Below are 26,206 nucleotides of genomic sequence, written 5' to 3'. Positions count from 1 at the left end.
CCGGGCGGGGGCGACCCGCATCCGACTCGTGACCGGCGAGCCCTCCGACGACGGAGCCCTCGTCCGCGCACCCGTGCCCGACGGCCGCACCCGCGGCCCGCCCGGCACGCCGTCCGCGCGCGGACGCACCGGCCCGACCACCCCGGTGCCGGTCCGCGCCCCGTGCCCGCCGAGAGGTCCACCGTGTCCGCGTCCACCGACACCCCGTCCGGGGCGGCCCGCGCCGCACCCCCGTCCTCACGCCGCCTGCGGTTCGACCCCCGCACGGCGGCTCTGCCACTCCTGTCGGTGCTGGTGTTCCTCGCCGTCTGGCAGGTCGCCGCGGCGAGCGGGGTCTGGAACGAGACCTTCGTGCCGTACCCCTCGACGGTGTGGCGCGCGTTCGTGGAGGTCTCGACCACCCACGACGGCACCCGCGGCTACGGCGGTTACCTGCTGTGGGAGCACCTGTACATGACCCTGCGCCGGGTGCTGGCCGGTGTCGTCCTCGGTGTGGTCGCCGGTGTGCTGGTCGGCCTGCTCATGGGCACGGTCGGCTGGGTCCGCCGGGTGCTCGAGCCGTGGCTGACGTTCCTGCGTGCGCTGCCGCCGCTGGCGTACTTCTTCCTGCTGGTGATCTGGTTGGGCATCGACGAGGCCCCGAAGGTCACCCTGCTGGCGCTCGCCGCGTTCCCGCCCGCCGCCGTCGCCACCACCGCCGCGGTCGCCGCCGCCCCGCTGGGGCTGGTCGAGGCCGCCCGCGCGCTCGGCGCCACCCGCGGCCAGGTCGTGCGGGACGTGATCGTCCCCTCGGCGCTGCCGGAGACCTTCACCGGCATCCGGCTGGCCGTCGGCATCGCCTACTCCTCGGTCGTCGCGGCCGAGCTGTTCAACGGCATCCCCGGCATCGGCGGGATGGTCAAGGACGCCAGCAACTACAACAACACCCCGGTCGTGCTCGTGGGCATCTTCGCGATCGGCATCTCCGGCCTGGTGATCGACGCGCTGCTGCGCGCCGTCGAGCGCCGCACCGTTCCGTGGAGGGGACGAGCATGACCATCCGCACCCGACTGACCTCGCTGTTCGTGGGCCTGCTGGCACTGACCGTCCTCGCGGGCTGCGCCGTCGGTCCCGCCGGGCAGGACTCCGGCAAGCCGACGATCCGGATCGCCTACCAGAGCTTCCCCAGCGGTGACCTGGTCGCCAAGCACAACCGGTGGCTGGAGGACGCGCTGCCGGACTGGAACGTGCAGTGGACGAAGTTCGACTCCGGCGCCGACATCAACACCGCGTTCGTCGCCGGTGAGCTCGACTTCGGCGCGATCGGGTCGAGCCCGGTCGCCCGCGGCCTGTCCGCCCCGCTGAACATCCCCTACCAGGTCGCGTTCGTGCTCGACGTCGCCGGCGACAACGAGGCGCTCGTCGCCCGCAACGCCACCGGCGTGACCGACGTGGCCGGGCTGCGCGGCAAGCGGATCGCCACCGCGTTCGCCTCGACCTCGCACTACAGCCTGCTCGCCGCCCTGGAGCGGGCCGGCCTCGCGCCCGCCGACGTGCAGCTGGTCGACCTGCAGCCGCAGGCCGCGCTGGCCGCGTGGGAGCGGGGCGACGTCGACGCCGTCTACACCTGGCTGCCGACCCTCGACGAGCTGCGCAAGACCGGTCGGACGCTGGTGACCAGCCGCGAGCTGGCCACCGCGGGCAAGCCGACCCTCGACCTGGGCGTGGTGTCGACGCCGTTCGCGCAGCAGCACCCCGAGGTCGTCGATGCCTGGCGCAAGGTGGAGGCCCGCGCCCTGGAGACCGTGCGCACCGACCCGCGGGCCGCGGCGCAGGCCGTCGCCGCCGAGATCGGCGCCACCCCCGAGGAGGCCGCGGCCCAGCTGAAGCAGGGCGTGTTCCTGTCCCCGCAGCAGCTGACCTCTGCCGAGTGGCTGGGCACCGACGGCGCCCCGGGCAACCTCGCCCAGAACCTGCAGAGCGCCGCGCAGTTCCTCGCCGGGCAGAAGCAGATCCCCGCCGCGCCGGACCTCGCGACCTTCCAGAAGGCGATCTACACGAAGGGGCTCCCGAATGTCCTCGCCGCAGGCTGACACCGACACCGACACCGGTGCGCGGACCGGCGCCGGGACACCCGCGATCGCGGCGGCCGGGCTCGGCCACTCCTACCCGGGCCGCCGGGAACGGGTGCAGGCACTCGGCCCGCTCGACCTGACCGTGCGGCCCGGCGAGTTCCTGGTGCTGGTCGGGGCGTCGGGCTGTGGCAAGTCGACGCTGCTGCGGCTGGTCGCCGGGTTCGAGCGGCCCACCGACGGCACCCTCGCCGTCGCCGGGCGGGCGCCCGAGCCGGGCGTCGGCGCGGGCGTGGTGTTCCAGCAGCCGCGGCTGTTCCCGTGGCGCACCGTCGGCGGCAACGTCGACCTCGCGCTGAAGTACGCCGGCGTCGCGCCGTCCGACCGGGCCGTCGCCCGCGACGGGCTGCTGGAGCGGGTCGGGCTCACCGGCGTCGCGGACCGGCGGATCTGGGAGATCTCCGGCGGCCAGCAGCAGCGGGTCGCCATCGCTCGGGCGCTCGCCGCCGACCGGGACCTGCTGCTGCTCGACGAGCCGTTCGGCGCGCTCGACGCGCTCACCCGCGAACGCCTGCAGGACGACGTGCGCCGGGTCAGCCACGAGACCGGCCGGACGAGCGTGTTCGTCACCCACTCCGCCGACGAGGCGGTGTTCCTCGGCTCCCGCGTCGTGGTGCTCACCGCCCGCCCCGGCCGGATCGCGCTGGACCTGCGGATCGACCTGCCGCGGTCCGGTGTGGACGCCGAGGCGCTGCGCGGCTCCCCGGAGTTCGCCGAGCTGCGGGCCCGGGTCGGGGCCGCGGTGAAGGAGGCCGCCGCCTGATCCCGGCCGCACGTCGTCGACGGGCCGTCCGCCCGCGCTCCCCACGAGCGGACGGCCCGTCCCGGCCCGTGGGGGTTGACACCCGATCGGTACATCGGTTCCAGTTGTCGCAGTCCATCCAGAGCGGTCGAGAGTCCCGGCTCGTCGACGCCGCAGCAACCCGCCCCGTCACCGGGGCAGGGTGCTACCGCCGGGTCCGATGGGAGACCCCGATGGCCCACCGCCACGCGACGCCCCGGCCCGACTCCGGGCAGCGGGCCCGGATCCGGCTGCGCTGGGTCCGGCGCCGCCACGTCGACCTGTGCCGCACCGGCGCCGCGTTCTGTCGCTGACCTCTCCACCCGTGCCCCGCACCGGACCGCCCCCCCCGACGTGGACGGCCGGTCCCCGCCTGCCCGAGGGCAGCGCCCGCACCCGAGAGGTCCCGACCGTGACCGCACCGCATCTCGTCCCGCCCACCGCCTCCGCACTGGAGGTCCGGTGGGTCGAGCACACCGACCCGCTCGTCCGCCCGCTGCCCACCGGGCCCGGCACCCGCCCCGACGGCGACGGCGCGGCCCCCGCCGCCCCGTCGGGGCCGGTGGTGCTGCTGCTCGACGGCGGCGACCCCGTCGCCGGGGGCACGTTCCGCCGGCGGGACTCCGACACCGCCGAGCTGACCCGGATCTGGACCGCCGCGTCGCACCGGCGCCGCGGCCTGGGCCGCCGGGTGCTGGTCGAGCTGGAGGACGCCGTCGCCGCCCGCGGCTACCGCCGCGTCTACCTGACGGCCGGGCCGCGCCGGCCCGAGGTCGGTGACCTGTGCCTGGCCGCCGGGTACACGGCGCTCTACGACCGCGCGCTGCCCGCGGGCCGGGTCCGGCGCCGCCCGTTCGAGAAGTACCTGCACGGCCGGTTCGCGTGACCGACCGGTCCTCAGCCGGCCGGGGGCGGATGGTCCCCGGCCGGCGAGAGCACCGCGGCCAGCGCGGCCGCGGCGGTCTCGACCAGGCGGGGGTCGGCGCCCGCCCGGGCCCGCAGGTGCAGCGGCTCGGACGGGGCTCCCGGCAGATCCGCGCACGGCTCGAGCCCCTCGGGTGCGTCGCCGAGCCCGGCGACGAGCGCGACGCCGAGCCCGCCGCGCACCGCGTTGAGCACGCCGGCCAGGTAGGCGGCCTCCCCGACGACGGTCGCGGCCATCCCGGCGGCCGACAGCGTCTGCAGGGCGCGGCGACGGATGGTGCACGGCGAGTCGATCACGACCAGTGGGACGGGGCCGTCCGCGGGGCGCCGCCAGCCCGGCGCCGCGTACCAGGTCAGCGGGATCGCCCCGGCGGCGACACCGGGCCCGTCGACCACGTCGCCGATGTACATCGCGAGGTCCAGCGTCCCGCGGTCCACGGCGTCGTTGAGCCGGCTGGAGCGGTCCAGCCGGAAACGCACCGCGGTCCCCGGGAACACGTCCTGCAGCCGCTCCATGACACGGGGCAGCAGCTCGTCCGCGGCGTGCTCGGTGGAGCCCAGCACCAGCGACTCACGGGTGTCGCCGACACCGAGGCGGCGCAGCGCGTCGTCGTGGGCGGCCAGGATCCGGCGGGCCTCGCCGAGCAGCGCCTCGCCCTCCGCGGTGAACCGGCTGACCCGGCCGTCCTTGCGGACCAGCGGGCGGCCGACGGCCTTCTCCAGGCGCCGCACGTGCTGGCTGACCGCGGACTGCGACAGCATCAGGGCCTGCGCCGCGCGGTGGAACCCGCCCTGGTCGGCGACGGCGACGATGCTCCGCAGCGCGGTGATGTCGAGGACGGCGGGCACGGGCCCGAGGCTACCGAGAACGATCGCGGATCGCGATCGGTTGTGATGCGCTTTCGTCGTTGGACCGGGCGCCCGCGACCGTCTCTGATGGTGGGCATGACCCGCCCGCGCCCCGTGACCCCCGGCCGGCACGTGCCGGCCGCCGTCGCGCGCCGGGCGGCCGGGCTCACGCGTCGCCGGGTCGTCGACCACGGCACGGTCTGCTCCGCGGCCTGTCCGGCCCGCTGAACCACGGGTCCACCGCGGCCCGTACCCGTGCGGCTCCGTCCGCCCTCCGCCGGTTCCCGCGCCGAGCGGCGCATCCCGGCGTCCCCCGAGAAAGAGATGAGTTCCCCATGACTGCAGTCGGCACGACCCCGGTCCTCGCCTCCTGGACCGAGCCCGAGGGCATCCGCCCGCGCGGCACCGTCGTCGTCGTCCCGGGCCGCGGCGAGCACGCCACGGTCTACGAGCGGTTCGGCAGGCGGATCGCCGCCGACGGCTACCGCGTGTGGGCCGTCAGCGACCCCACCGTCGACGCCGCCCGCGCCGCCGGGCAGATCCGTTCGCTACTCGACCGCACCCCGTCCGAGGAGCCGGGCGAGGCCGGGCCGCCACCGCGAGTGCTGGTGGGCTCCGACACCGGTGCGCTGTTCGCGGCCGGGCTGGTCGCCGACGGCGGCGCGGGCATCGACGGACTGGTGCTGGCCGGGCTCCCCCTGCGCGCCGCGCCCGGCGCACCGGACTGGGCCGAGGAGCTCGCACTGCGCACGTCCTGCCCGACCCACCGCGGCCGCCTCGATGCCGACGACACCGTCCGTCGCGGCACACTGACCGGCCCGCTGCCCGTCGGCTGGGTCGAGCGGGCCCGTCCCTCCGCGATCGGGGTGCCGGTGCTCGGCCTGCACGGCGCCGACGACGCGGTCAGCCCGCTCGCCACGGTCCGCGACTTCTACGCGGCCCTCCCGGCCGGGGAGCTGGTCGGCGTCGCCGGCGGGGCGCACGACGCCCTCAACGACGCCACCCACCGCACCGCCGCCGCCACCGCGGTGCTGTTCCTGGAGCGGCTGCGCGCCGGGTCGCGGCTGGCCCGCGTCGAGGTCCCGGCGGTGCCGCGGTGACCCGCTACGTCGTCGTCGGAGCCGGCGCGGTCGGCGCCACGCTCGCCGCCGAGTTGCACCTCGCCGGGCGGGAGGTCGTGCTCGTCGCCCGCGGTGCGCACCTCGACGCGCTCCGCGGTGGCCTGCGCTACCTGCGTCCGGAGGGGGAGCAGCGGGTCGCGGTGCCTGCCGCCGCGCAGGACGAGGTGGCGCTGCGCCCCGAGGACGTGCTGCTGCTGGCGACGAAGGCCCAGGATGCCGACGCGGCTCTGGCCACCTGGGCCGCGCGCCCGGTGGCCGGTCGCACCGCCGCGGCGGCGCTGCCGGTCGTCGTACTGCAGAACGGCCTGGACACCGAACGGGCGGCGCTGCGCCGCTTCGCGACCGTCTACGGCGCCGTCGTGTGGTCGCCGACCACCTACGTCACCCCCGGCGAGGTCGTGTCGCCCGGGGCACCCGCGGCCGGGCTGGTGTGGCTCGGTCGGTTCCCCGCGGGCCGCGACGCGCGCGCCGGGGAGATCGCCGCCGACCTGACCGCGGCCCGCCACCCCACCCAGGTCGTCGACGACGTGCCCCGCTGGAAGGCGGGCAAGCTCCCGGTGGTGCTGGGCAACGCCCTCGACGCGCTGTACCCGCCGTCGCCGCTGCGCGAGCGGGCCGCGGCCGCGCTGCGCGCCGAGGCCCACGAGGTGTACCGGGCGGCCGGGGTCGACCCGGCCGACCCGCGGGTCGAGTCCACCCTGGATCTGGGCTCGCCGGCCGTGCACCCCGTCCCCGGTGTCGCCGCCGGTGGCGGGCGGTCCACCTGGCAGAGCCTGCGCCGCGGGGCGAGCCCGGAGACCGACTTCCTCAACGGTGAGATCGTGCTGCTCGCCGGGTTGCACGGGACCACGGCGCCGCGCAACGCGGCGGTCGCGGACCGGCTGCGCCGCGCCGTCGCCGACGGGTCCGGGGTGCACGACCTCGACGACGCCGACCTGACAGCGACCCTGCCCGCGGTGTCGGTGCTGGTCGACGCCCGCTCGCTGGCCGCCGAGCTGGCGGGGGACACCCCGCCGGTGCTGCTGGACGTCCGCTGGGCGCTCGGCGACCCGCACGGGCGCGAGCACCATCGTGCGGGACACCTGCCCGGCGCGGTCCACGTGCCGCTCGACACCGAGCTCGCCGCCCACTCCGACGATCCGCGCGACGGGCGCCACCCGCTGCCCGACGTCGCCTCCCTGCAGGCCGCGGCCCGGCGCTGGGGCGTGCGGGCCGACCGCCCGGTCGTCGTGTACGACGCCACCGGCGGTCTCGCCGCCGGGCGCGCGTGGTGGCTGCTGCGCTGGGCCGGGCACGACGACGTCCGGCTGCTCGACGGCGGCCTGGCCGCCTGGACCGCAGCCGGGCAGCGCGTCGAGTCCGGCGAGGTGCCCGACCCCGAGCCGGGTGACGTCGTGCTCACCGGCGGCGCGCTGCCGGTCCTCGACGCCGACTCCGCTGCCGCACTGGCCCGGGACGGGCTGCTCCTCGACGCCCGCGCGGGGGAGCGCTACCGCGGCGAGACCGAACCGGTCGACCCTCGTGCCGGGCACGTCCCGGGCGCGGTGAACGCCCCCACCGCGGACAACCTCGACACCGACGGCCGCTTCCGCGACCCCGCGGCCCTGCGTGCCCGCTTCGCCGCCCTCGGCGCCCTCGACCGGCCGGTGGGTGTCTACTGCGGGTCCGGGGTGACCGCGGCCCACCAGGTCGCCGCGCTCGCCGCCGCGGGGGTGCCGGCCGCGCTCTACCCCGGGTCCTGGTCGGCGTGGTCGAACGACCCGACGCGCCCGGTCGCCACCGGGGCCGAGCCGTGACCGGTACCGGTACGCCCGCCGACCCCGGACGGGGGTCCGTGCCCTCACCGATCGCGCTGCGTGATCGGAACCGATCCCGAATCGTCGCTGGACCCGGACCGCTGGTCCGGGATTCACTCCTCGGTGTGGACACGACGATCTCGACCGGACCCGCGGCGCCGCGCCGCCGTCCGGCCCGGTCGTGCCCGGTGCCCGCGCCGACCGGGTTCACCCGGCGCCGCGTGATCGACCACGGCACCGTCTTCTCCGCAGGCTGTCGGGCCTGCTGAGACCCGGCCCGCAGCGCCGCCCCCGGGTCTCTCCTCCGGTCCCCGCGTGCCCCCGGGCACGCAGCCCTCCCGGCCCGCCGCCCACGGCGGGTCCGCCCCGCCGTGCCGCCCTCCCGACGGCGGGGTGCCGAACCGGAAGCAGACCTCCTGTGCCCAGCCGTGCGACCAGCACCGTGACCCGTTCCCGTACCGACCCGTCCGCCCTGCCGGGCTGGAGCACCGACCCGGCCGTCCGCGCCGCCGCCCGGCTCGACCGCTCGGGGTTCGACCCCGGCTCGGTCCCGGACGCCGTCGTCGTCGCCCGCTCGGTCGACGACGTCACCGAGCTGCTCTCCCACGCCCACGCCACCGGCACCCCGGTCGTCGTCCGCGGGGCCGGGACGGGACTGTCCGGGGGAGCGGTCGCCGGAGCCGGCAGTGTCGTGCTCGACGTGAGCGGGCTCGACCGCATCCTGGAGATCTCCCCGGTCGACGAGCTCGCCGTCGTCGAGGCCGGGGTGCTCACCGCCGACCTGGACGCCGCGGCCGCCGCGCACGGCCTGCGCTACGCCCCGGACCCGGCGAGCGCGGCGATCTCCACGATCGGCGGGAACATCGCCACCAACGCGGGCGGGCTGCGCTGTGCCAAGTACGGCGTCACCCGCGAGGCCGTGCTCGGCCTGGACGTCGTCCTCGCCGACGGCCGCCGGGTCGCGACCGGGCGGCGCACCGTCAAGGGCGTCGCCGGCTACGACCTGACCGGGCTGTTCGTCGGGTCCGAGGGAACCCTCGGGGTGGTCGTCGGCGCGACCGTCCGGCTGCGACCGGTCCCGGTCGCGACCGCGACCCTGGCCGCCTGGTTCGACGACGTGGCCGGCGCCGCCGCCGCGGCCGCGGCGATCACCGCGGCCCGGCTGCAGCCCGCCGTCGCCGAGCTGCTCGACACGGCCTGCCTGGACGCGGTCGCCGCGGCCGGCGGTGCCGCGTCGCACGGCACGGCGTTCCTGCTGGTCCAGACCGACGGGTTCGGCGCCTCGGTCGAGATCGACGCGGTGCGCGCCGTGGTCGAGCCGCTCGCGTCGCGGGTCGACATCGCCACCGACGACGTCGGGGCGCGGACCCTGCTCGCCACCCGGCGCGCCGCGCTGCCCGCCCTGGAACGGCTGGGCCGGGTCCTGGTCGAGGACGTCGCCGTGCCGCGGTCCCGGCTCGCCGAGGCGGTCACCGCGGTCGCCGCGATCTCGGCCCGCAGCGGGATCCGGATCGCGACGATGGCGCACGCCGCCGACGGCAACCTGCACCCGATCCTCGTGCTCGAGCCGGGCCGCGGCCTCGACGAGCAGGTGTGGGACGTCGCCGGGGAGGTGTTCACGACCGCGCTGCGCCTCGGGGGCACCCTCACCGGCGAGCACGGCGTCGGCCTGCTCAAGCGCCGCTGGCTGCGCGACGAGCTCGGCGACGACCTCCTCGACCTGCAACAGCAGCTGCGGTCGGTGTTCGACCCCCGCGGTGTGCTCAACCCCGGCAAGGCCCTCTGACCGGCAGGCCGCCGCGCGCTCCGCGCCGGCCCACCGCGCCACCCTCACTGCGCCGCCCCTACCGCACCACCCGTACCGGACGTGCCGCACCGCCGCGCCCGGCCGCCCGCCCGTACCCGCACCGAGGAGACACCCGTGCCCGACACGCCCGCGACCGCCCCGACCGATGCCGCCCCCTCCGACACCGTTCCCGTGACGGCCGCACGCCGCGTCGAGTTCATCTCGCTGTCGCACCTGAACCCCTCCACCGAGCTGGCCCCGCTGCCCACCCGCGGCATCGACCTGCCCTACTTCCGGCGCTACGTGCGCACCCTGGAGGAGTCCGGCTACGACTACACGCTGCTGCCCTACGGCTCGAACACCGCGGACTCCTTCGTCGTGGCCTCCGCGGTCGGGCAGCTCACCGAGCGGCTGCGCCCCATCGTCGCGGTCCGGCCGAACACCGCGTTCCCGCTGGTGGTGGCCCAGCAACTCGCGACGCTCGACCAGCTGACCGAGGGCCGCGCCGTCGTCCACCTCATCTCCGGCGGCAACGACGCCGAGCAGGCCCGCCAGGGCGACTACCTGCCCAAGGACCGCCGCTACGCCCGCACCAGCGAGTTCATCACGCTGCTGCGCCGCGCCTGGACCGAGACCGGGGCGTTCGGCCACGACGGCGAGTTCTACCGCTTCGACGACTTCGGCCCCGGCTTCGCGCCCCACGGCGACACCATCCCGATCTCCATCGGCGGCCAGTCCGACGAGGCGTTCGAGATCGGCGGCCGGCAGGCCGACGTGTTCAGCTTCTGGGGCGAGCCGCTCGCCGACATCCGCGCCCAGATCGCCCGGGTGCACGCCATCGCCGACGCCGCCGGCAGGCCGCGTCCCCGGATCTGGGTGACGTTCCGCCCGATCGTCGACCGCACCGACGAGCTGGCCTGGCGCAAGGCCTACACCTACGCCGACACGATCGGCGCGAGCTTCCGCCGCGGCGCCACCAAGCACCGCTCCACCGGCACCCCGCAGAACGTCGGCTCGCAGCGGGCACTGGAGTTCGCCGCGCGCGCCGAGGTCTACGACCGCGCTCTGTGGACGCGCACCGCCGCCGTCACCAACGCGGGCGGCGCCTCGACCGCGCTGGTCGGCACCCCGGAGACCGTCGCCGCGGCGATCGTCGACTACATCGACCTGGGCGCCGACCTGGTGTCCATCCGCGGCTACGACACCCTCGCCGACGCCGCCGACTACGGCCGCCGGGTGCTGCCCCTCGTCCGCCAGGAGCTCGCGCACCGGGAGGCCACCGGGCGCCGCGGCACCCTGCAGGCCGACCACCCGGGCGCGTTCGCCCCCGGCTTCGACGCCGACGCGCTGGCCGGTGCCCGGTGACCGCGCTCGACGAGCGGACCGTGGCGCTCCCGGTCCCGGACCTGTCCGACGCCGCGCTCGCCGCGGTGACCGCCGAGCTCGCCGCCACCGCCGGGACCTACGACCGCAGCGGCGCGGTCCCCGAGGCCGGGATCGCCGCCGTGCACCGGGCCGGGCTGCTCACCGCCACCGTCGCGACCCGCTACGGCGGCCCCGGGGCCTCGCTGCTCGACGCCGCCCGCATCCTCGTCGCCCTCGGCGAGGGCGACCCGTCGGTCGCCCTGATCACCGCCAACACCCTGAACGTGCACCAGGGCCAGGCCGCCGCGGCGACCTGGCCGGAGGCCACCTACGCGCGGATCCTGCGCCGCTCGGTGCACGAGCCGACCCTGCTCAACGCGGTACGCGCCGAGCCCGAGCTGGGCGCCCCCGCCCGCGGCGGACTGCCCGCCACCGTCGCCCGCCGCACCGGCGACGGCTGGTCGCTGTCCGGCCGCAAGGCCTACGCCACCGGCGGCACCGCACTGGCCCACCACGTGGTGTGGGCGGTCACCGACGACGAGGAGCCCCGCGTCGGGCACCTGCTCGTGCCCGCCGACGCACCCGGCATCAGCTGGGTCGACACCTGGGACCACCTGGGGCTGCGCGCCTCCAACACCCACGACGTGGTCTACGACGACGTCGCGCTCCCGCCCGACGCGTTCGTCGAGATCCCGCGTGGCGACGACGGCGTGTACCGCGACCCGGCCGCCGTCGCCGGCCCGGCGAGCCTCGGCCATCCCGCGCTCTACGTCGGTGTCGCCCGCGCCGCCCGGGCCGCGTTCGTCCGCTACGCCCGCGAACGGGTCCCCACGGCACTCGGGCGCCCGATCGCCGAGACCGACCGCATCCGCACCGTCGCCGGTGAGATCGACGCCCACGTCGCGCAGGCCGAGACGCTGCTGTTCGGCGCCCTGCTCCGCGTCGATGCCGGAGACACCTCTCACCTGCCGCAGCTGTCGCTGCTGAAGGTGCAGATCGCCCGCTCGGCGATCACAGCGGTCGAGACCGCCGTCGCCGCGCTGGGCAACCCCGCGCTCACCCGACACCTGCCGTTCGAACGGCACCTGCGGGACGTGCTCTGCGTGCGGGTCCACCCGCCGCAGGCGGACGCCGCGTTCCTCGACGCCGGCCGCCGCCTCCTGTCCCGCCCCACCCCGCAGGAAGAGAACCCCCGATGACCACCCCCTCCCGCCGGTCCGTGCTCCGTGCCGCCGCCGGTGTCCTCGCCGCCGCCGTCCTCGCATCGGCCTGCGGCACCGGAGCGGTGCAGAACACCGCCGCCGGCGCCCCCACCGACGGCGGCGACCTGACCTTCCTCATCGACTCCCTCGGCGACACCTGGATCCCGAACAACAGCTCGATCTCCAGCTTCCAGGGGCACGTCTGGGGCCATGTCACCGACAAGCTCGTCTACGTCGACGAGAAGGGCGCCGTGTCGCCCTGGGTCGCGCAGAGCTGGCAGCAGAACGCCGACGCCACCCGGTTCACCCTGAAGCTGCGCCCCGGCGTCACCTTCTCCGACGGGTCCCCGGTCGACGCCGCCGCGGTCGTCGCGAACCTCGACATCTGGGCCAAGGGCCGCCCCGACGACGGCATCAAGCCGATCGGGCTGTTCCCGAAGACCTACCAGGCGGCCCGCGCGGTCGACCCCACGACGGTGCAGGTCACCTTCCGCTCGCCGACCCTGGGCTTCATCCCGACCCTGGGCTACCACGGCTCGATCCTGATCTCGCCGAAGACGCTCGCACTGCCTGCCGCGCAGCAGGCCGACCTGTCCCGGGACGTCGGCTCCGGCCCCTACGTCGTCGAGTCCTGGAAGGACGACGACAACGTCGTGCTCCGCAAGCGCCCCGACTACGACTGGGCGCCCGCCGCGCTGGACCACCAGGGCCCGGCCCGGATCGACTCGCTGACCTACAAGGTCGTCTCCGAGCAGCAGGTCCGCACCTCCTCGGTGCAGTCCGGACAGGCCGACGTCGCCTACAACCCCTCGCCCAAGGAGCTGGAGACCCTCAAGGCGCAGGGACTGACCACCGCCACCCCGCGCTACCTCGGTTTCGTCAACGGCTTCGCGCTGAACACGACGGTGGCCCCGTTCGACGACGTCCGCGTCCGGCAGGCCGTGCAGCACGCCATCGACCGCGACGAGATCATCGCGACCGTCTACACCCCGGACTGGCAGAAGGCCGAGTCGTTCATCCAGAGCAACGTCCCCGGCGCCACCGACCACTCGTCGTCGTTCGCCTTCGACGCGGCGAAGGCCGCCACGCTGCTCGACCAGGCCAGCTGGGTCGCCGGTCCCGACGGGATCCGCGTCAAGGACGGGAAGCGGCTCTCGGTCACCCTGCACCCGAACCCCTACCTCGCCACCTCCCGGGCGATCGACGAGCTGATCGCCCAGCAGCTGCGCAAGGTCGGGATCGAGGCACCGATCCAGGCGCTCGACGTCGTCAACTACACCCAGAAGGTCGTCGTCGGGAGTCCCACGGTGCCCGCCTACGAGGTCACCCGCAGCTTCATCGACGCCGGCACCGTCTCCGGCGTGCTCACCGACGCGAACAAGGGCGAGAACTGGTTCGGCCTCGGCCGCAGCGACCAGGAGCTCGACCGGCTCGCCGACGGCATCGCCGGGGCGAAGGACCCCGCCGCGCGCGACAAGCTCCTCGACGAGCTGCAGGCCCACGTCCTCGACCAGGGCTACTTCGTACCGGTCACCCAGATCGTGCAGCGCATCTACGCGCAGTCCCCGCGGGTGCAGGGCGTGACCTACAACGGCGTCGCCTACGCCAACTACTACACCGCCTGGCTGCAGGACTGACCGCGCGATGAACCGGGACTACGTCACCTACGCGCTGCGCCGCGCCGGGCAGTCGCTCGTCGTGGTGGCCCTCGCCTACGTGTTCACCTTCGTCGTGATCAGCGTCCTGCCGGGCGACCCGGTCACGACGACGCTGCGCAACCCCGAGAACGGGTTCACCGAGGAGGAGATCGCGCGGATCGTGGCCTACTACGGCCTCGACCGTCCGATCCCCGTCCAGCTGTGGGAGGCGGCGTCCCGGTTCGTGGTCGGCGACCTCGGCCTGTCGCTCCGGTCGAACCTCCCGGTGTCCGGGATGGTGGCCGAGGCGCTGCCCTCCACCCTCGCGCTCGCCGCGTCGGCGCTGACGATCGCGGTCGTGATCGCCTTCGGCGTCGCGTTCGGCGTGCACCGGCTGCCCGCCCCGTACAGCTCGATCCTGCGGTCGGTGCCCGCGCTGTCGCTGTCGGCGCCGACCTTCCTGGCCGGGCTGCTGCTGATCCAGCTGTTCTCCTTCCGGCTCGGCTGGTTCCGGGCGATCGACGCCGACTCCGCCGTCGCGACCTTCTTCGCGGCGCTCACCCTGGGGATCTGGGTGTCCGCCCAGATCGCCGAGGTGCTCATCGCCAACCTCGACCACGAGGCCGACCAGGAGTACGTCGCGGTGGCCCGCTCGCGGGGGCTCACCCGGGGCCGGCTGCTGCTGCGGCACCTGCTCCGGCCTTCGTCGCTGCCGGTGGTGACGGTGTTCGCGCTGATGGTCGGGGAGGTCCTCGGCGGCGCCGTGATCGTCGAGGCGGTCTTCGGGCGGACCGGGCTCGGCAGCCTGGTCGAACGCTCGGTCGCGATGCAGGACCTGCCCGTGCTACAGGCGGTGGTCACCCTCGCCGCCGTCGTGTTCGTCGTCGTCAACCTCGTGGCCGACCTGGTGTACCCGCTGCTCGACCCGCGGGTGCGTCCGGTGACCCGGCAGGAAACAGGAGTGGCCGCATGACCGTCTCCGCCGTCACCCGCGCCGGCGGGACGCCCGACCCGGGCGCCCGCGCCGGAGGAACCCGCCGCCGGCCGCCGCCGACGGTGCTGGTCTCGTTCGTCGTCGTCGCGCTGGTGCTGGCCTGGGCGGTCGCGCCGGGGCTGTTCACCGGCCAGGACCCGGTCGACGGGATCCCGTCGGAGCTGTTCCGCCCGCCCGGCGCCGGGCACCTGCTCGGCACCGACCAGCTGGGGCGCGACGTGTTCGCCCGGATCGTGCACGGCACCGCGTCCTCGGTGACCAGCGCGCTCGTCGCGGTCGCGATCGGCGTCCTGGTGGGCGGCACGATCGGGCTGCTCGCCGGGTTCCTCGGCGGCGTCGTCGACGTCGTGCTCGCCCGTCTCGTCGACGTCCTGCTCGCCATCCCCGGCTTCCTGCTGGCGGTGGTGATCGTCAGCGCGCTCGGCTTCCAGACCATCAACGCCGCCGTCGCCACCGGCATCTCCGCGGTCGCGGTGTTCGCCAGGGTGATGCGCTCGGAGGTGCTCAAGACCCGCTCGGCCGTCTACGTCGAGGCCGCGCTGCTGCTCGGCGGATCCCGGTGGCACGTGCTGTTGCGCCACGTCCTGCCCAATGCCTCGCGCTCGGTGCTGCAGCTCGCCGTCCTGCAGTTCGGGCTGTCCGTGCTGGTCATCGCCAGCCTCGCGTTCCTCGGCTACGGCGACCCGCCGCCCGCCTCGGACTGGGGGCTGCTCGTCGCGACCGGCAAGGACTACCCGCTGGCGCCCTGGCTCGTCTGGGCGCCGGCACTCGTCACGATCGTCACCGTCCTCTCCGTGAACAGGATCAGCCGATGGCTCCGCACGACCGACTGACCGGCACCGTCCTCGACCCCGCCATCGCCGCGGAGCCCGCGGGCCGGCCCGTCGCGCCGCTGCTGCGCGTGTCGGACCTGACCGTGCACTACGGCCACCGCCGCGTCGTGTCCGGTGTGGACCTGTCCCTGGCCGCGGGCGGTGCGCTCGCGGTGATCGGCGAGTCCGGGTCGGGCAAGTCCACGATCGCCCGCTCACTGCTGCGGCTGCTGCCCAGAGGTGGGCGGGCCACGGGCCGGGTGGAGGTCGACGGCCGCGAGGTGCTGGGTCTGTCCGAGCGCGCGTTCCGGCCGCTGCGCGGACGCACCCTCGGGTTCGTCCCGCAGGACCCTTCCAGCTCGTTGAACCCGGTCCGCACCATCGGGTCGCAGGCGCTGGAGGCGGCCTCGCTCGTCGCGGGCGTCGACGCGGTGGACCGGCGCGCCCTGGTCCTCGACACCCTGGAGCGGGTCGGGCTGCCCGACCCGGTCCGGGTCTACGGTGCCTACCCGCACCAGCTCTCCGGCGGGATGCTGCAACGCGTCCTGATCGGGCTCGCGGTGCTGCCACGGCCGTCGCTGCTGGTCGCCGACGAGCCGACCTCGGCGCTCGACGTGACCGTGCAGCGCCGGATCCTGGACCTGCTGACCGGGCTGCGCACCGAGCTCGGCATCGGGCTGCTGCTGATCACCCACGACCTGGCCGTCGCCGCGGAGCGGGCCGACGACCTGCTCGTGCTCCGGGACGGCACCGTCCAGGAGACCGGACCGACCCGGCAGGTGTCGCAGCACCCGGCGTCGGAGTACGCGCGCAGGCTGCACGCCGACGTGCCCGCGCTGAACCCGGACCGCTGGGCCGCGCTGCGCGCCGTCGGGCAGGCGCGGTCCGGCGCGGAGGCGCGGATCGAGCTCGACGGCGTCGCGAAGACCTTCTCCGGTGGTGTCGTCGCCGCCGACGACGTGTCGTTCCGCGTGCCGTCGGGCACCACGCACGCGCTGGTCGGCGAGTCCGGGTCGGGCAAGACGACCGCGGTCCGGATGCTGCTCGGTCTGGAGCGCCCCGACGCCGGACGGATCGTCGTCGCCGGCCGGGAGCTGCGTGGCCGGTCGCGTGCCGAGCTGCGCGACATCCGCCGCCACCTGCAGCTCGTCTACCAGAACCCGTTCACCTCGCTGGACCCGCGCTGGAAGGTCGGACGGCTGGTCCGTGAGCCGCTGGACCGGTTCCGGGTCGGCGACCGCGGCGAGCGGGCCGCACTGGTACGGGCCGCCGTCGCCTCGGTCGGGCTGGCCGAGGAGCTCCTCGACCGACGCCCGGCGGCGCTGTCGGGCGGCCAGCGCCAGCGGGTCGCGCTCGCCCGCGCACTGGTGCTGCGACCGGACGTGATCGTGCTCGACGAGCCGACCTCGGCGCTCGACGTGACGGTGCAGGCCGGCATCGTGGAGACCCTGCTGCGGCTGCAGGCGGAGCTGGGGCTGACCTACGTGTTCGTCTCGCACGACCTCTCCCTGGTCCGCCAGCTCGCGCACACCGTGTCCGTGCTGCGGGCCGGGCGGGTCGTGGAGTCCGGGCCGGTCGCGTCGATCTTCGACTGCCCGCGCGAGGAGTACACCCGTACGCTGCTCGCCTCGCTGCCCGGCTCCACGAGGGCCGCCGCGTGAGCGCCCCGGCCACGGCGTCCACCGCTCCGGCCGGCGGGCCCCGCCCGGTCACCGCGCTCGGCTTCAACACCCGGGTCTCCTGGTCCGACGACCGCGGTCCGGCCGCCGGGCTCGCCGACGGCGTCGCCCTCTACCAGGCCGCCGAGGACCTCGGCTACGACACCGGATGGGCCTACCAGCGCCACTTCGACCACTACCTGTCCTCGCCGCTGCCGTTCTTCGCCGCCGTCGGGCAGCACACCGCGCGGATCCGCCTCGGCTCCGCGGTGCTCCCGATGCGCTACCAGGACCCGGTGCTGCTCGCCGAGGCCGCGGCGACCACCGACCTGCTCGTCGGCGGCCGCCTGGAGCTGGCGCTCGCGACCGGGGCGCAGGCGCCGTGGGACGCGGTGTTCGGCGGCGTCGACACCGACCCGCGTACCGAGGCGCTGCGCCGGCTGGACCGGTTCCTCGCCGGGGTGTCCGGCGAGCCGCTGCACGTCGTCGACGGGCCGGGGCAGGGCGCCCCGGTCGGTACCCCGATCCGGGTCACCCCGCACAGCCTCGGACTGCGCGCCCGGCTGCGGATCGGCGCGGCGAGCACCGACTCCGCACGGCGGGCCGCCCGCCTCGGGCTCGGTCTGATCACCGGGACCGTGCTGCACGGGCTCGCCGACGGGGAGACCTTCGCGCAGTACCAGGCCCGGGTGGTCGCGGCCTACCGCGACACCTGGCATGACGTGCACGGCAGCCCCCCGCCGCCGGTGGCCGTCGCCGCGTCGATCCTGCCCGGCACCACCGCGGCGCTGCGCGCGACCTACGCCGCCTACGACCACCAGCGCCGCACCGAGGGGATGGCGGCCTCGCGCCCGCACGGCGCCCTGGAACCGGTGGTCGGCCCGCGGCTCCCGGCCGGGCAGCGGATCAGCCCGGTGCACCACGGCACCCCCGACGAGGTCGCCGCCTCGGTGCTCGCCGACCCGGGGATCGCCGCCGCCGACGAGGTCGTGCTGTTCCTGCCGCCGGGCTTCGGGCCGGAGGCGAACGTCCGGCTGCTCACCGACCTCGCCGCCGTCGCGCCGGCCTGGGGCTGGTCACCCGCCTGACCCTGCGCGGCCGGCTCACACCGGGGGCCGGTGCACCCCCACCGGGCGCACCGGCCCGTCGTGGCGGGTCAGCTCGACGGCCGTGTGCTGGCCGGTGCAGCCCTGGGCCAGCGGTGAGGTGCCGACGTCGCGGGTCAGCACGTTCGGGTTGCCGTGCACGCAGAGCGGCCGCTCCGCCGTCGGGTCCAGCGGGTCGAACCAGGCCCCGGTCGGCAGCTGCACCACCCCGGCCCGGACGTCGTCGGTGACCCGGGCCGCCGCCAGGCAGGCGCCGCGGTCGTTGTGCAGCCGGACCAGGTCGCCGTCGGCGATGCCGCGGGCCGCGGCGTCGTCCGGGTGCACCGCCGCGACCTCCCGGCCGTCGACCTTGTGGGCGGCGCTGTGCGCGCCGAAGTCGAGCTGGGAGTGCAGTCGGGTCGCCGGCTGGTTCGCCACCAGCCACAGCGGGTGCCGCGCGGTCGGCGCGTCGGTCGGCGCCCGCCACACCGGGTGGCCAGGGGCGTCGGCGTAGCCGAACGCGGCGACGGTCGCGGAGTGCAGCTCGATCCGGCCCGACGGTGTCGGCAGCGGATGCCGGTCGGGGTCGGCGCGGAACGCGGCGAGCACGCCGCCGTCGTCGGGGCGGGTCGGCAGCGTGAGCTCCCCGGCGGCGCGGAATCCGGCGTAGGACGGTGCGGGCAGACCGCGGGCCGCCAGGTCGGCGCGGGTCACCTCGTAGAGGTGGGCGAGCCAGCCGTCGACGTCGCGGCCACCGGTGAACGCCGCGCCCGCTCCGAGCCGGTCCGCGAGCGCCGAGAGGATCGCGTGGTCGTCGCGGGCCTCGCCGGGCGGGTCGGCGAGCCGGTGCATCGCGGTCATCACCGGGTCGTGGCGGCTCGCGCCGATGTCGTCGCGCTCGATCGTCCAGGTCGTGGGGAGCACGACGTCGGCGTGCCGGGCGGTCGCGGTCCACGCCGGTTCGTGCACGACGAAGGTGTCGAGCCGGGCGAGGGCGCGACGCAGCCGCCCGAGGTCCTGGTGGTGGTGGAACGGGTTGCCGCCCGCCCAGTACGCGAGCCGGACGTGCGGGTAACGGGCGCGGCGGCCGTCGTGGTCGTAGAGCTCGCCCGGATGCAGCAGCATGTCCGCGACCCGGGCGACCGGGATCGCCGCGTCGACGCCGTTCACGCCCTGGGGCAGCGCCCCGACCGCGACGTCGACCCGCGGCCTGCCGTAGTGCCCGATCGAGCCCAGCCCGTAGCAGAACCCGGCGCCCGGCAGCCCGATCCGACCCAGTGCCGCGGCGAGCACGACGCCCGCCCACACCGGCTGCTCGCCGAACTCGGCGCGCTGCAGCGACTGCGCGACGGTGACCAGCGTCCGTCCGGCCGCCGCGCGCCGCGCGAGGTCGCGGATCTCCCCGGCCGCCACCCCGGTGATCCCCGACGCCCACACCGCGCTCTTGACGACGCCGTCGTCGCGGCCGAGCAGGTATCCGGCGACCCGGTCCCAGCCGACGCAGTACCGGTCCAGGAACGCCCGGTCGTGCCGGTCCTCGTCGAGCAGGGTGTGCAGGAGCCCGAGCATCAGCGCGGTGTCGGTGCCCGGTGGCAGCGACAGCCACCGCGGTCGCGCCTCGGGCGGCAGGTCCGAGCGCAGCGGCCCGATGTTCACCAGGTGCGCGCCGCGCGCGGCCGCCGCGGCCAGCGCGTCGCGCTCCACGTGCGCGCTGATCCCGCCCGCCCCGACCGTGGAGTTCTTCAGGTTCATCCCGCCGAAGGCGAGCACCGTGTCGGTGTGCGTGGCCACCTGGTCCCAGGTCACCGGGCCCTTGGAGACGACGTCGGTGGGTCCCAGCACGTGGCGCAGCACCGTCTCCGCGGCGGCCGCGCTGTAGGTGCCGACCGAGCGCACGTACCCGCCGAGCGCCACGTCGAGGAAGCGGTGCACCTGGCTCTGCGCGTGGTGGAAACGGCCCGCGCTGGCCCAGCCGTAGCTGCCGCCGTAGACGGCCTGCGGGCCGTGCGTGTCACGGACCCTGACCAGCTCGGCGGCGAGCCGGTCGAGCACCTCGTCCCAGCCGACCTCGACCCAGCGGTCGGCGCCGCGCCGCGCGTCCGGGCCGGGGCCGTCGGTCCACCACCCGAGCCGCACCGCAGGCCGCCGCACCCGCGCCGGGTGGTCGACGGCGGAGGCGACGTTGCCGAGCAACGGCGACGGGTCGGGGTCGCCGGGCCGGGGGAACACGGCGAGCCCCGTCCCCGACGGCACCGCCCGGAACGACCCCCAGTGCGAGCTGTGGTGGCGGGCGGAGGGCGGGGGAGCGGGGGCGGCCACGTTCGCGAGTCAAGGCGTCCGGGGGCGGCGGTGTCCAACGACGATCCGCCATCGGCGTCGATCGTCTCCCGTGATCGGTCCCGGTCGCGGTGCGGGGGCCGCCCGCCGTCGGGGCACTAGGGTGGGCCGGTGTCGAGACCGGACCCGAGGACCTCCCGATGACCGGACGTGCACCCGGTGGCGCCTCCCGTGGCGGCGAGATCCAGTCCGTGGCCCGGGCGGCCTCGGTGCTCGGCATCGTCGTCGACAGCGACGGCGGTCTCACGACGACCGAGATCGCCAAGATCACCGGGATGACCGTGTCGACGGTGCACCGGCTGGCGCACACCCTGGTGTCGGGCAACCTGCTGTGCCGCGACGCGGCATCCGACCGGTTCCTGCCCGGCCCGCTGCTGCTGCGGCTGGCCCGCAAGTCGCTCGGCTCCTCCGGGGTCCCCGAGGCGGCGGACGTGCTGAAGGAGCTCGCGGACCGCACGGGTGAGACCGCGAGCATCGGCATGCGCCGTGGCGACGACGTGCTCGTGGTGCTGTCGGTGCCCTCGACCCGGGCGCTGCGCTACACCGGGCAGCCGGGGCGCCGGGTCCCGCTGCTGGACTCGGCGATCGGGCACGCCGTCGTCGCGTTCGGGACCGACCCGCTCGACGAGGCCGCTGCGCTGCTCACCCGCTCCGGGCACCGTTCGCCGGAGTCGTGGCTCGCCGAGACCGACCTGCTCGCCACCCAGTTCCGCGGCTACGCCGTGCTCGACGACCCGCACGACGACGCCCTGCGCGCGGTCGCGGCGCCGCTCGTCGGCCCCGGCGAGGTCGTGCGGATGGGGGTGGAGGTCCAGGGTCCGGTGAGCCGGCTGCCCGACGGCTCCCTCGACGAGGTCGGCGCGCTGGTCCGGACCGCAGCGGACGCACTGGAGGGGCTGCCGGTGTCGATGGCGTTCGGGGAGTTCTGAGAGGGCGATCCCGAACCGGACGAATCTGGACACGTGTCCGTACATTGCGCACTGCGGAAGTGTGTCCCGCATCCTGCAAACTGCCTGTTGACGGGCCTGTCCGTCGCTTCCTACGGTGGTGTTCACCGCACCGGGAGGAGGACGCGTCGTGACCGCTGTGCGTGACGAGATCGTGGTGTCGCCGAACCACGTCGTGTTCGACCTCCCCGAGCTCGTCGCGGTCTCGGAGGGGCTCTTCACCGAGGCAGGCCTGTCGGTCCGCTTCGAGGACCCGGCCGACCGCTCCGCCGACGCGCGCCGCAACCCCGGTGTCCGGTACAAGGAGTCGCAGTTCGCCGCGGCCCGCGCCGACGTCTACAACGTCTGCGAGTGGGGCGGCATCGACCGTCTCGAGCGCGACGCCCGCGGCGGCCGGATCGGGCACCTGCGTGCCGCCGTCGTCGCCCAGGCGCTCGTCAGCCTCGACCCGGAGCTCAACGAGCCGCACGACCTCGCCGACGTCCCGGTCTCGATCAACGAGTACACCGGGTCCCACTACACCGCGTTGCACCTGCTGGAGGGCACCGTGCCCCGGCAGCGGATCGCACTGGTGCACGGGGGCCGGCCGGTCGACCGGCTCGACGCGCTGCTCGCCGGCCGGTCGCGGGCGACGATGCTGATGGAGCCGTTCCTGTCCGCGGCACTGGTCCACGGTGCGCACGTGCTGGGTACCTACACCTACCGCGGGTCCCAGGTGGTGGCCCCGCACCTGACCGCCGAGCAGCAGGCGGCCTACCGGGGCGCGGTGAACAGTGCCGTCGACCTGATCAACGCCGACCGTGCCCGGTGGGCTCCGCTGGTCGCAGCCGAGGCCGGCGACCGGCTCGACCCGGCCGACCTGCGGTCCGACCACTACCGCTACACCCACATCGTCCCGTTCACCGAGCAGCGGTTCACCGAGACCTACGCCTGGATGCGGTCCTGGCGGCTCACCGACGGCCGCTCCGGCTACGAGACGCTGCAGGCACTGCGATGACCGGCGCCCGCACGCGGCTGCTCACCAGCCGCCGGCACATCGACCTCTGCCGGATCAACGGTGGGACGTGTCCGGGCCCGTCGGCCCGCTGACCCACCGGCCTTCTCATCCCGCCGGGCCCCACGGCCCGTTCCCATCCGGCCGCGCTCCGCGCGACGCCGGTCCTCGTCGCGCCCGCGCGCGGACTCCTCCCCGGACACGGAGACCCACCCATGCCCGAACATCCCCTGACCACCGACCGGCGCACCGTTCTGCGCGCCGTCCTCCTCGGCGCCGCCGGCCTCGCCGCCACACCTCTGCTCGCCGCCTGCGGTGGTGCGGCAGGCGGGCGGGCCGGCGCCCGGGTCGAGGACTCCGGCGCGGGCACCGCGAGCTCGGTGATCCGGCCGATCGCCGAGCAGAACGGCCTGCTCGAGGGGCTCGACCTCAGCTACGTCTCGGGCACCGGTCCGGGGGACGTGCAGAACAAGCTGCTCTCCGGCGCGCTCGACGTCGCGAGCTTCGGCCCGCTGGGAGCGGTCGTCGCAGCCGAGGCGGGGTCGGACGTCGTGCTGTTCTCACCCAATCTCACCAACCACGTCCGCTGGCTGGTCCCGGAGAACAGCCCGTACCGGACGCCGGCCGACCTCCGGGGCAAGCGGGTCGCGACGCCGCCGAACAACAGCGACGCGTTCCGCTCCACCCAGCTCGCGGCCGCGGTGAACGGGACCGACCTGAACGCCGAGTACGAGCTGTTCCCCGGCGCCGTACTGGCCGGGCTGGCCCTGTTCGACCGCGGCGACGTCGACGCGATCGTCACCATCGAGCCCAACGCGACACGGCTGGTCGGGCGGGGTGCCCGCCAGATCGCCACCGTCGGTGAGCAGTGGGCGCAGGGCACCGGCGAGGACCCGGCGTCGCTGATCCTCAACGGGCAGGGCACCGTCCGTGCCTTCCTGGACCGCGACCCGGTCGCCGCCCGCGCGGTCGCCGACCTGCGGGTGCGCGCCCACGAGATCATCCGTGAGCGACCCGCGGTCCTGACCGACCTGCACGAGGTCTACGGCATCCCGGCCACGGAGCGGGCCGCGATCGCCCTGTTGCCCGAACGGATGCGGGACGTCTACCCGGTCGAGTGGGGGGCGCCCGCGTTCGCGAACCTGCAACGCCAGGTCGAGGTCGCCCGGCAGGTCGGCCTGGTGAAGGCCGTGCCCGCTCAGCTGCCCTGGACCGAGCTGGGGGCGGCATGAGCACCGGCACCGATCCGGGCACCGCCGCACCGGCCGGCGCGCCGGCACCGTCGGCCACCACCGTGTCCGCAGGCGAGGGCGACCGTCCCGGCGGGTCCGCCGCGGCCGGGGCCGGCGGTCGGTCGGTGCTGCGCGCGGTGGGCCCGGCCGCGGCGTTCGTGGTGCTGGCCGCCCTCGGGTGGCAGGTCATGGCGGTGCTGGTCGACTCCGTGCTGGTCCCGGGCGTCGGCGACATCGCGGGGGAGCTCGTCGGCATCGTCGTCGACGGCGATCTCGTCACCCAGCTCGGCATCACGGTGCTGCGGGTGGCGCTCGGTTTCGCACTGGCCTTCGTCGTCGCCGTCGCGGTGGGGATCGCGATGGGGCGCAACGCCGTCGCGCGCCGGTTCTGCGAGCCCGCGGTGCTGCTCGGCCTGACCATTCCGGGGCTGGTGTGGGCGCTGCTGTGCGTGATCTGGTTCGGCGTCGGTCTGGCCAACCCGGTGATCGCGGTGGCTCTGGCCTCGGCGCCCGCGCTCGTCCTGACGATCTACCAGGGCGTGCGCTCGGTCGACCCGGACCTGCTGGAGATGGCGCACGTCTACCGGTTCTCCCGCCGCACGCGGCTGCGCCGGCTGTGGTTGCCCGCGCTCGCGCCGTCGCTGTTCGCCGGTGCCCGGCTGGGCCTGTCGCTCGGCTGGAAGGTGATCGTGCTCGTGGAGGTCTTCGGGATGTCGAGCGGGGTGGGCTACCAGCTCAACAACGCCTTCGCCGGGCAGAACGTCGCCGCCGTCCTGGCGTGGACGCTGCTGTTCGCCGTCGTCATGGCGGTGCTGGAGTACGGCGTGCTGCAGGGCCTGGAGCGGCGCGCCGGCCGCTGGCGCAGGGCGGTGACGGTGTGAGCGCCCCGGCCACCACCCGGATCCGGCTCGACGGTGTCGGGAAGACCTTCGTCGACGTCCGCACCGGCACGCCGCAGACCGTCCTGGAGGACTTCTCGCTGACCGTCGAGGAAGGTGAGCTCGTCGCGTTGGTCGGCGCCTCGGGGACCGGCAAGACGACCCTGCTGCACGTGGTCGCCGGGCTGACCGTGCCCGACCGCGGCACCGTCGAGATCGGACGGCCCCGCCTCGGGGTGGTGTTCCAGCAGCCGCGTCTGCTGGACTGGCTCCCGGTCCGGCAGAACGTGGTCCTCGCGCTGGAGGCCGCGGGCCTGGAACCGGGCGCCGCGGACGCGGTGCTCGAGGCGGTGGGGCTCGCCGAGTACACCGGATCCTATCCGAGCGTGCTGTCCGGCGGTCAACGTCAGCGGGTCGCAGTGGCACGGGCGTTCGCGGTCGAGCCCGACCTCGTGCTGCTCGACGAACCGTTCAGCGCGCTGGACGAGCTGACCGCCCGCAAGCTGCGGCTGCTGCTGCAGGAGCTGTGGATGCGCCGTCCCCGCACGGGCCTGCTCGTCACCCACAACCCGCTGGAGGCGGCCCTGCTCGCCGACCGCGTCATCGTCCTGGCCGGCCGCCCGGCCCGGATCGCCGCGGAGCACCACGTCGACCGGGCCCGGCCCCGCTCGGCGGAGGACCCGCACCTGTTCGACCTGCACACCCGCATCGTCGCCGCGCTCGCCTGAGCGCGCATCCGACACCGCTCTCGCCCGAGCGCGGTGCGCCCGAACGGAAGGGAACGACCTCATGACCGAGCGTCCGAAGGTCACCATGGAGCTGCTGTCCCTGGTGTTCTCACTGCCCCAGCTCGTCGCCCAGGACGAGGGCTACTTCGCCGACGAGGGGGTCGACGTCGAGTTCGTCACGAAGGCCTACGCGAACGCCGGGCTCTCCCCGCTGGAGGACCACGAGCTCCTCAGCGCGTTCGGCGCCACCAAGTCGCACTTCGAGAGCGGTGAGGCGTCGCTGTACCGGGCCTGCGAGTGGGGACAGGTGCGCCGGGCCCAGGACACCGCCGTCGGCGGGCGGGTCGTCTCGAAGCGGGCAGCCGTGAACGGTCAGGCGATCATGGTCCGAGGGGACCACCCGGCGACCCACCCGCAGGACCTCGCGGGAGTCACGGTGGCGGTGAACTTCCACCACGGCTCGCACTACGTCGCGCTGCAGACCCTGGAGGGCTTCCTGCCGCGGGAGGAGATCTCGGTCGCGCACTACGGCGGCCCGCAGGTCCGGTTCGAGGCGCTGCGCGACGGCACCGTGGAGGCCGCCGCCCTGATGGAGCCGTGGATCACCCTGGCCGAGAAGCAGGGTTACAAGGTACTGGCCGAGGCGTTCTACGTCGGTGCCGAGATCGCGAGCCCCCAGGTCGACGAGGACACCTACGCCCGGGTGAACCGCGCCGTCGTGCGGGCGGTGGCGGCGATCAACGCCGACCCGCGCCCGTACCTGCACCACCTGACCGGCGAGATCCCGGCCGAGCTGGGGACCGTGGAGCCGCACGAGATCCCGCTGGGCCGGCTGCGCTACGTCGATCCGGCGCCGTACCCGCAGGCGCAGTTCCAGCGCACCTACGACTGGATGGTGTCCTGGGGCCTGATCGAGCCGGACCGCACCTACGAGGGTCTGGTCAAGAACCTCGTGGAGGTCTGAGACGG

24 protein-coding genes and 1 riboswitch are annotated in these 26,206 nt (G+C 75.4%); of the genes, 22 read left to right on the top strand and 2 right to left on the bottom strand.

Features of this window, described 5'->3' with window-relative positions; genetic code table 11:
• Positions 1-183: 183 nt before the first annotated feature.
• The 4 genes from KPL57_RS52845 (at position 184) to KPL57_RS52830 (ending at position 3,778) form a co-directional block, all read left to right on the top strand.
• Complete coding sequence (locus KPL57_RS52845) at positions 184-1,035, top strand: ABC transporter permease (RefSeq protein ID WP_226357945.1); 852 nt, start codon at positions 184-186, stop codon at positions 1,033-1,035.
• Positions 1,032-2,072, top strand: a complete 1,041-nt coding sequence (locus KPL57_RS52840) for an ABC transporter substrate-binding protein (RefSeq protein WP_226357944.1) — start codon at positions 1,032-1,034, stop codon at positions 2,070-2,072. Before KPL57_RS52845 ends, KPL57_RS52840 begins: the two co-directional genes overlap by 4 nt.
• Positions 2,053-2,874 (top strand): ABC transporter ATP-binding protein, encoded by an 822-nt coding sequence (locus KPL57_RS52835; RefSeq protein ID WP_226357943.1) that lies wholly within the window; start codon positions 2,053-2,055, stop codon positions 2,872-2,874. Before KPL57_RS52840 ends, KPL57_RS52835 begins: the two co-directional genes overlap by 20 nt.
• A 111-nt stretch (positions 2,875-2,985) precedes the next feature.
• Positions 2,986-3,093: riboswitch (SAM riboswitch) on the top strand.
• 211 nt (positions 3,094-3,304) lie between these two features.
• Positions 3,305-3,778: a GNAT family N-acetyltransferase gene (locus KPL57_RS52830; protein ID WP_226357942.1), complete on the top strand. Its 474-nt coding sequence runs from the start codon at positions 3,305-3,307 to the stop codon at positions 3,776-3,778.
• Between the two features lie 11 nt (positions 3,779-3,789).
• On the opposite strand, the gene KPL57_RS52825 is transcribed toward KPL57_RS52830, so the two are convergent.
• Positions 3,790-4,665 (bottom strand): LysR substrate-binding domain-containing protein, encoded by an 876-nt coding sequence (locus tag KPL57_RS52825; RefSeq protein WP_226357941.1) that lies wholly within the window; start codon positions 4,663-4,665, stop codon positions 3,790-3,792.
• Positions 4,666-4,761: 96 nt separating this feature from the next.
• Here KPL57_RS52825 and KPL57_RS68130 point away from each other — a divergent pair, with 96 nt between their 5' ends.
• The 12 genes from KPL57_RS68130 to KPL57_RS52765 all read left to right on the top strand — a co-directional run bounded on the left by KPL57_RS68130 (position 4,762) and on the right by KPL57_RS52765 (position 18,124).
• The gene (locus tag KPL57_RS68130; RefSeq protein WP_255655962.1) at positions 4,762-4,893 is read left to right on the top strand and encodes a hypothetical protein; all 132 of its coding nucleotides are present in this window, start codon (positions 4,762-4,764) and stop codon (positions 4,891-4,893) included.
• 107 nt (positions 4,894-5,000) lie between these two features.
• Positions 5,001-5,765, top strand: a complete 765-nt coding sequence (locus KPL57_RS52820) for an alpha/beta hydrolase (protein ID WP_226357940.1) — start codon at positions 5,001-5,003, stop codon at positions 5,763-5,765.
• Positions 5,762-7,582, top strand: a complete 1,821-nt coding sequence (locus KPL57_RS70910; RefSeq protein ID WP_308016765.1) for a rhodanese-like domain-containing protein — start codon at positions 5,762-5,764, stop codon at positions 7,580-7,582. The genes KPL57_RS52820 and KPL57_RS70910 overlap by 4 nt, the downstream gene beginning before the upstream one ends.
• A 125-nt stretch (positions 7,583-7,707) precedes the next feature.
• Positions 7,708-7,851 (top strand): hypothetical protein, encoded by a 144-nt coding sequence (locus KPL57_RS52805; protein ID WP_226357939.1) that lies wholly within the window; start codon positions 7,708-7,710, stop codon positions 7,849-7,851.
• A gap of 149 nt (positions 7,852-8,000) precedes the next feature.
• A complete protein-coding gene (locus KPL57_RS52800) occupies positions 8,001-9,368 on the top strand; it encodes an FAD-binding oxidoreductase (protein WP_226357938.1) in 1,368 nt (455 codons plus the stop codon).
• 135 nt (positions 9,369-9,503) lie between these two features.
• Complete coding sequence (locus KPL57_RS52795; RefSeq protein WP_226357937.1) at positions 9,504-10,733, top strand: LLM class flavin-dependent oxidoreductase; 1,230 nt, start codon at positions 9,504-9,506, stop codon at positions 10,731-10,733.
• Complete coding sequence (locus tag KPL57_RS52790; protein ID WP_226357936.1) at positions 10,730-11,932, top strand: acyl-CoA dehydrogenase family protein; 1,203 nt, start codon at positions 10,730-10,732, stop codon at positions 11,930-11,932. The genes KPL57_RS52795 and KPL57_RS52790 overlap by 4 nt, the downstream gene beginning before the upstream one ends.
• Complete coding sequence (locus KPL57_RS52785) at positions 11,929-13,572, top strand: ABC transporter substrate-binding protein (RefSeq protein WP_226357935.1); 1,644 nt, start codon at positions 11,929-11,931, stop codon at positions 13,570-13,572. Before KPL57_RS52790 ends, KPL57_RS52785 begins: the two co-directional genes overlap by 4 nt.
• Positions 13,573-13,579: 7 nt before the next feature.
• Entirely contained in the window at positions 13,580-14,545 is a 966-nt protein-coding gene (locus KPL57_RS52780) for an ABC transporter permease (protein ID WP_226357934.1), read from the top strand.
• Complete coding sequence (locus KPL57_RS52775; RefSeq protein ID WP_226357933.1) at positions 14,542-15,399, top strand: ABC transporter permease; 858 nt, start codon at positions 14,542-14,544, stop codon at positions 15,397-15,399. The genes KPL57_RS52780 and KPL57_RS52775 overlap by 4 nt, the downstream gene beginning before the upstream one ends.
• The gene (locus tag KPL57_RS52770) at positions 15,378-17,039 is read left to right on the top strand and encodes an ABC transporter ATP-binding protein (RefSeq protein ID WP_226357932.1); all 1,662 of its coding nucleotides are present in this window, start codon (positions 15,378-15,380) and stop codon (positions 17,037-17,039) included. The genes KPL57_RS52775 and KPL57_RS52770 overlap by 22 nt, the downstream gene beginning before the upstream one ends.
• Positions 17,036-18,124, top strand: coding sequence for an LLM class flavin-dependent oxidoreductase (locus tag KPL57_RS52765; RefSeq protein ID WP_226357931.1), 1,089 nt, complete (start codon positions 17,036-17,038; stop codon positions 18,122-18,124). Before KPL57_RS52770 ends, KPL57_RS52765 begins: the two co-directional genes overlap by 4 nt.
• Before the next feature lie 15 nt (positions 18,125-18,139).
• Here KPL57_RS52765 and KPL57_RS52760 read toward each other — a convergent pair whose 3' ends face one another.
• A complete protein-coding gene (locus tag KPL57_RS52760) occupies positions 18,140-20,440 on the bottom strand; it encodes a molybdopterin-dependent oxidoreductase (RefSeq protein WP_226357930.1) in 2,301 nt (766 codons plus the stop codon).
• Between the two features lie 158 nt (positions 20,441-20,598).
• Here KPL57_RS52760 and KPL57_RS52755 point away from each other — a divergent pair, with 158 nt between their 5' ends.
• The 6 genes from KPL57_RS52755 to KPL57_RS52730 all read left to right on the top strand — a co-directional run bounded on the left by KPL57_RS52755 (position 20,599) and on the right by KPL57_RS52730 (position 26,201).
• Positions 20,599-21,387, top strand: a complete 789-nt coding sequence (locus tag KPL57_RS52755; protein WP_226357929.1) for an IclR family transcriptional regulator — start codon at positions 20,599-20,601, stop codon at positions 21,385-21,387.
• A 148-nt stretch (positions 21,388-21,535) separates the two neighbouring features.
• Complete coding sequence (locus KPL57_RS52750; RefSeq protein ID WP_226357928.1) at positions 21,536-22,402, top strand: nitrate ABC transporter substrate-binding protein; 867 nt, start codon at positions 21,536-21,538, stop codon at positions 22,400-22,402.
• Between the two features lie 212 nt (positions 22,403-22,614).
• Positions 22,615-23,631, top strand: a complete 1,017-nt coding sequence (locus KPL57_RS52745; protein ID WP_226357927.1) for an ABC transporter substrate-binding protein — start codon at positions 22,615-22,617, stop codon at positions 23,629-23,631.
• The gene (locus tag KPL57_RS52740) at positions 23,628-24,512 is read left to right on the top strand and encodes an ABC transporter permease (RefSeq protein WP_226357926.1); all 885 of its coding nucleotides are present in this window, start codon (positions 23,628-23,630) and stop codon (positions 24,510-24,512) included. The genes KPL57_RS52745 and KPL57_RS52740 overlap by 4 nt, the downstream gene beginning before the upstream one ends.
• A complete protein-coding gene (locus KPL57_RS52735; protein ID WP_226357925.1) occupies positions 24,509-25,237 on the top strand; it encodes an ABC transporter ATP-binding protein in 729 nt (242 codons plus the stop codon). Before KPL57_RS52740 ends, KPL57_RS52735 begins: the two co-directional genes overlap by 4 nt.
• Before the next feature lie 61 nt (positions 25,238-25,298).
• Positions 25,299-26,201, top strand: a complete 903-nt coding sequence (locus tag KPL57_RS52730; RefSeq protein ID WP_226357924.1) for an ABC transporter substrate-binding protein — start codon at positions 25,299-25,301, stop codon at positions 26,199-26,201.
• The last annotated feature ends 5 nt before the right edge of the window (positions 26,202-26,206 follow it).

The sequence above is a fragment of the Pseudonocardia sp. ICBG601 genome (assembly GCF_020496245.1).
Note: the sequence above shows the minus strand (reverse complement) of the source record. Positions and strands in the feature narration are given on the sequence as shown.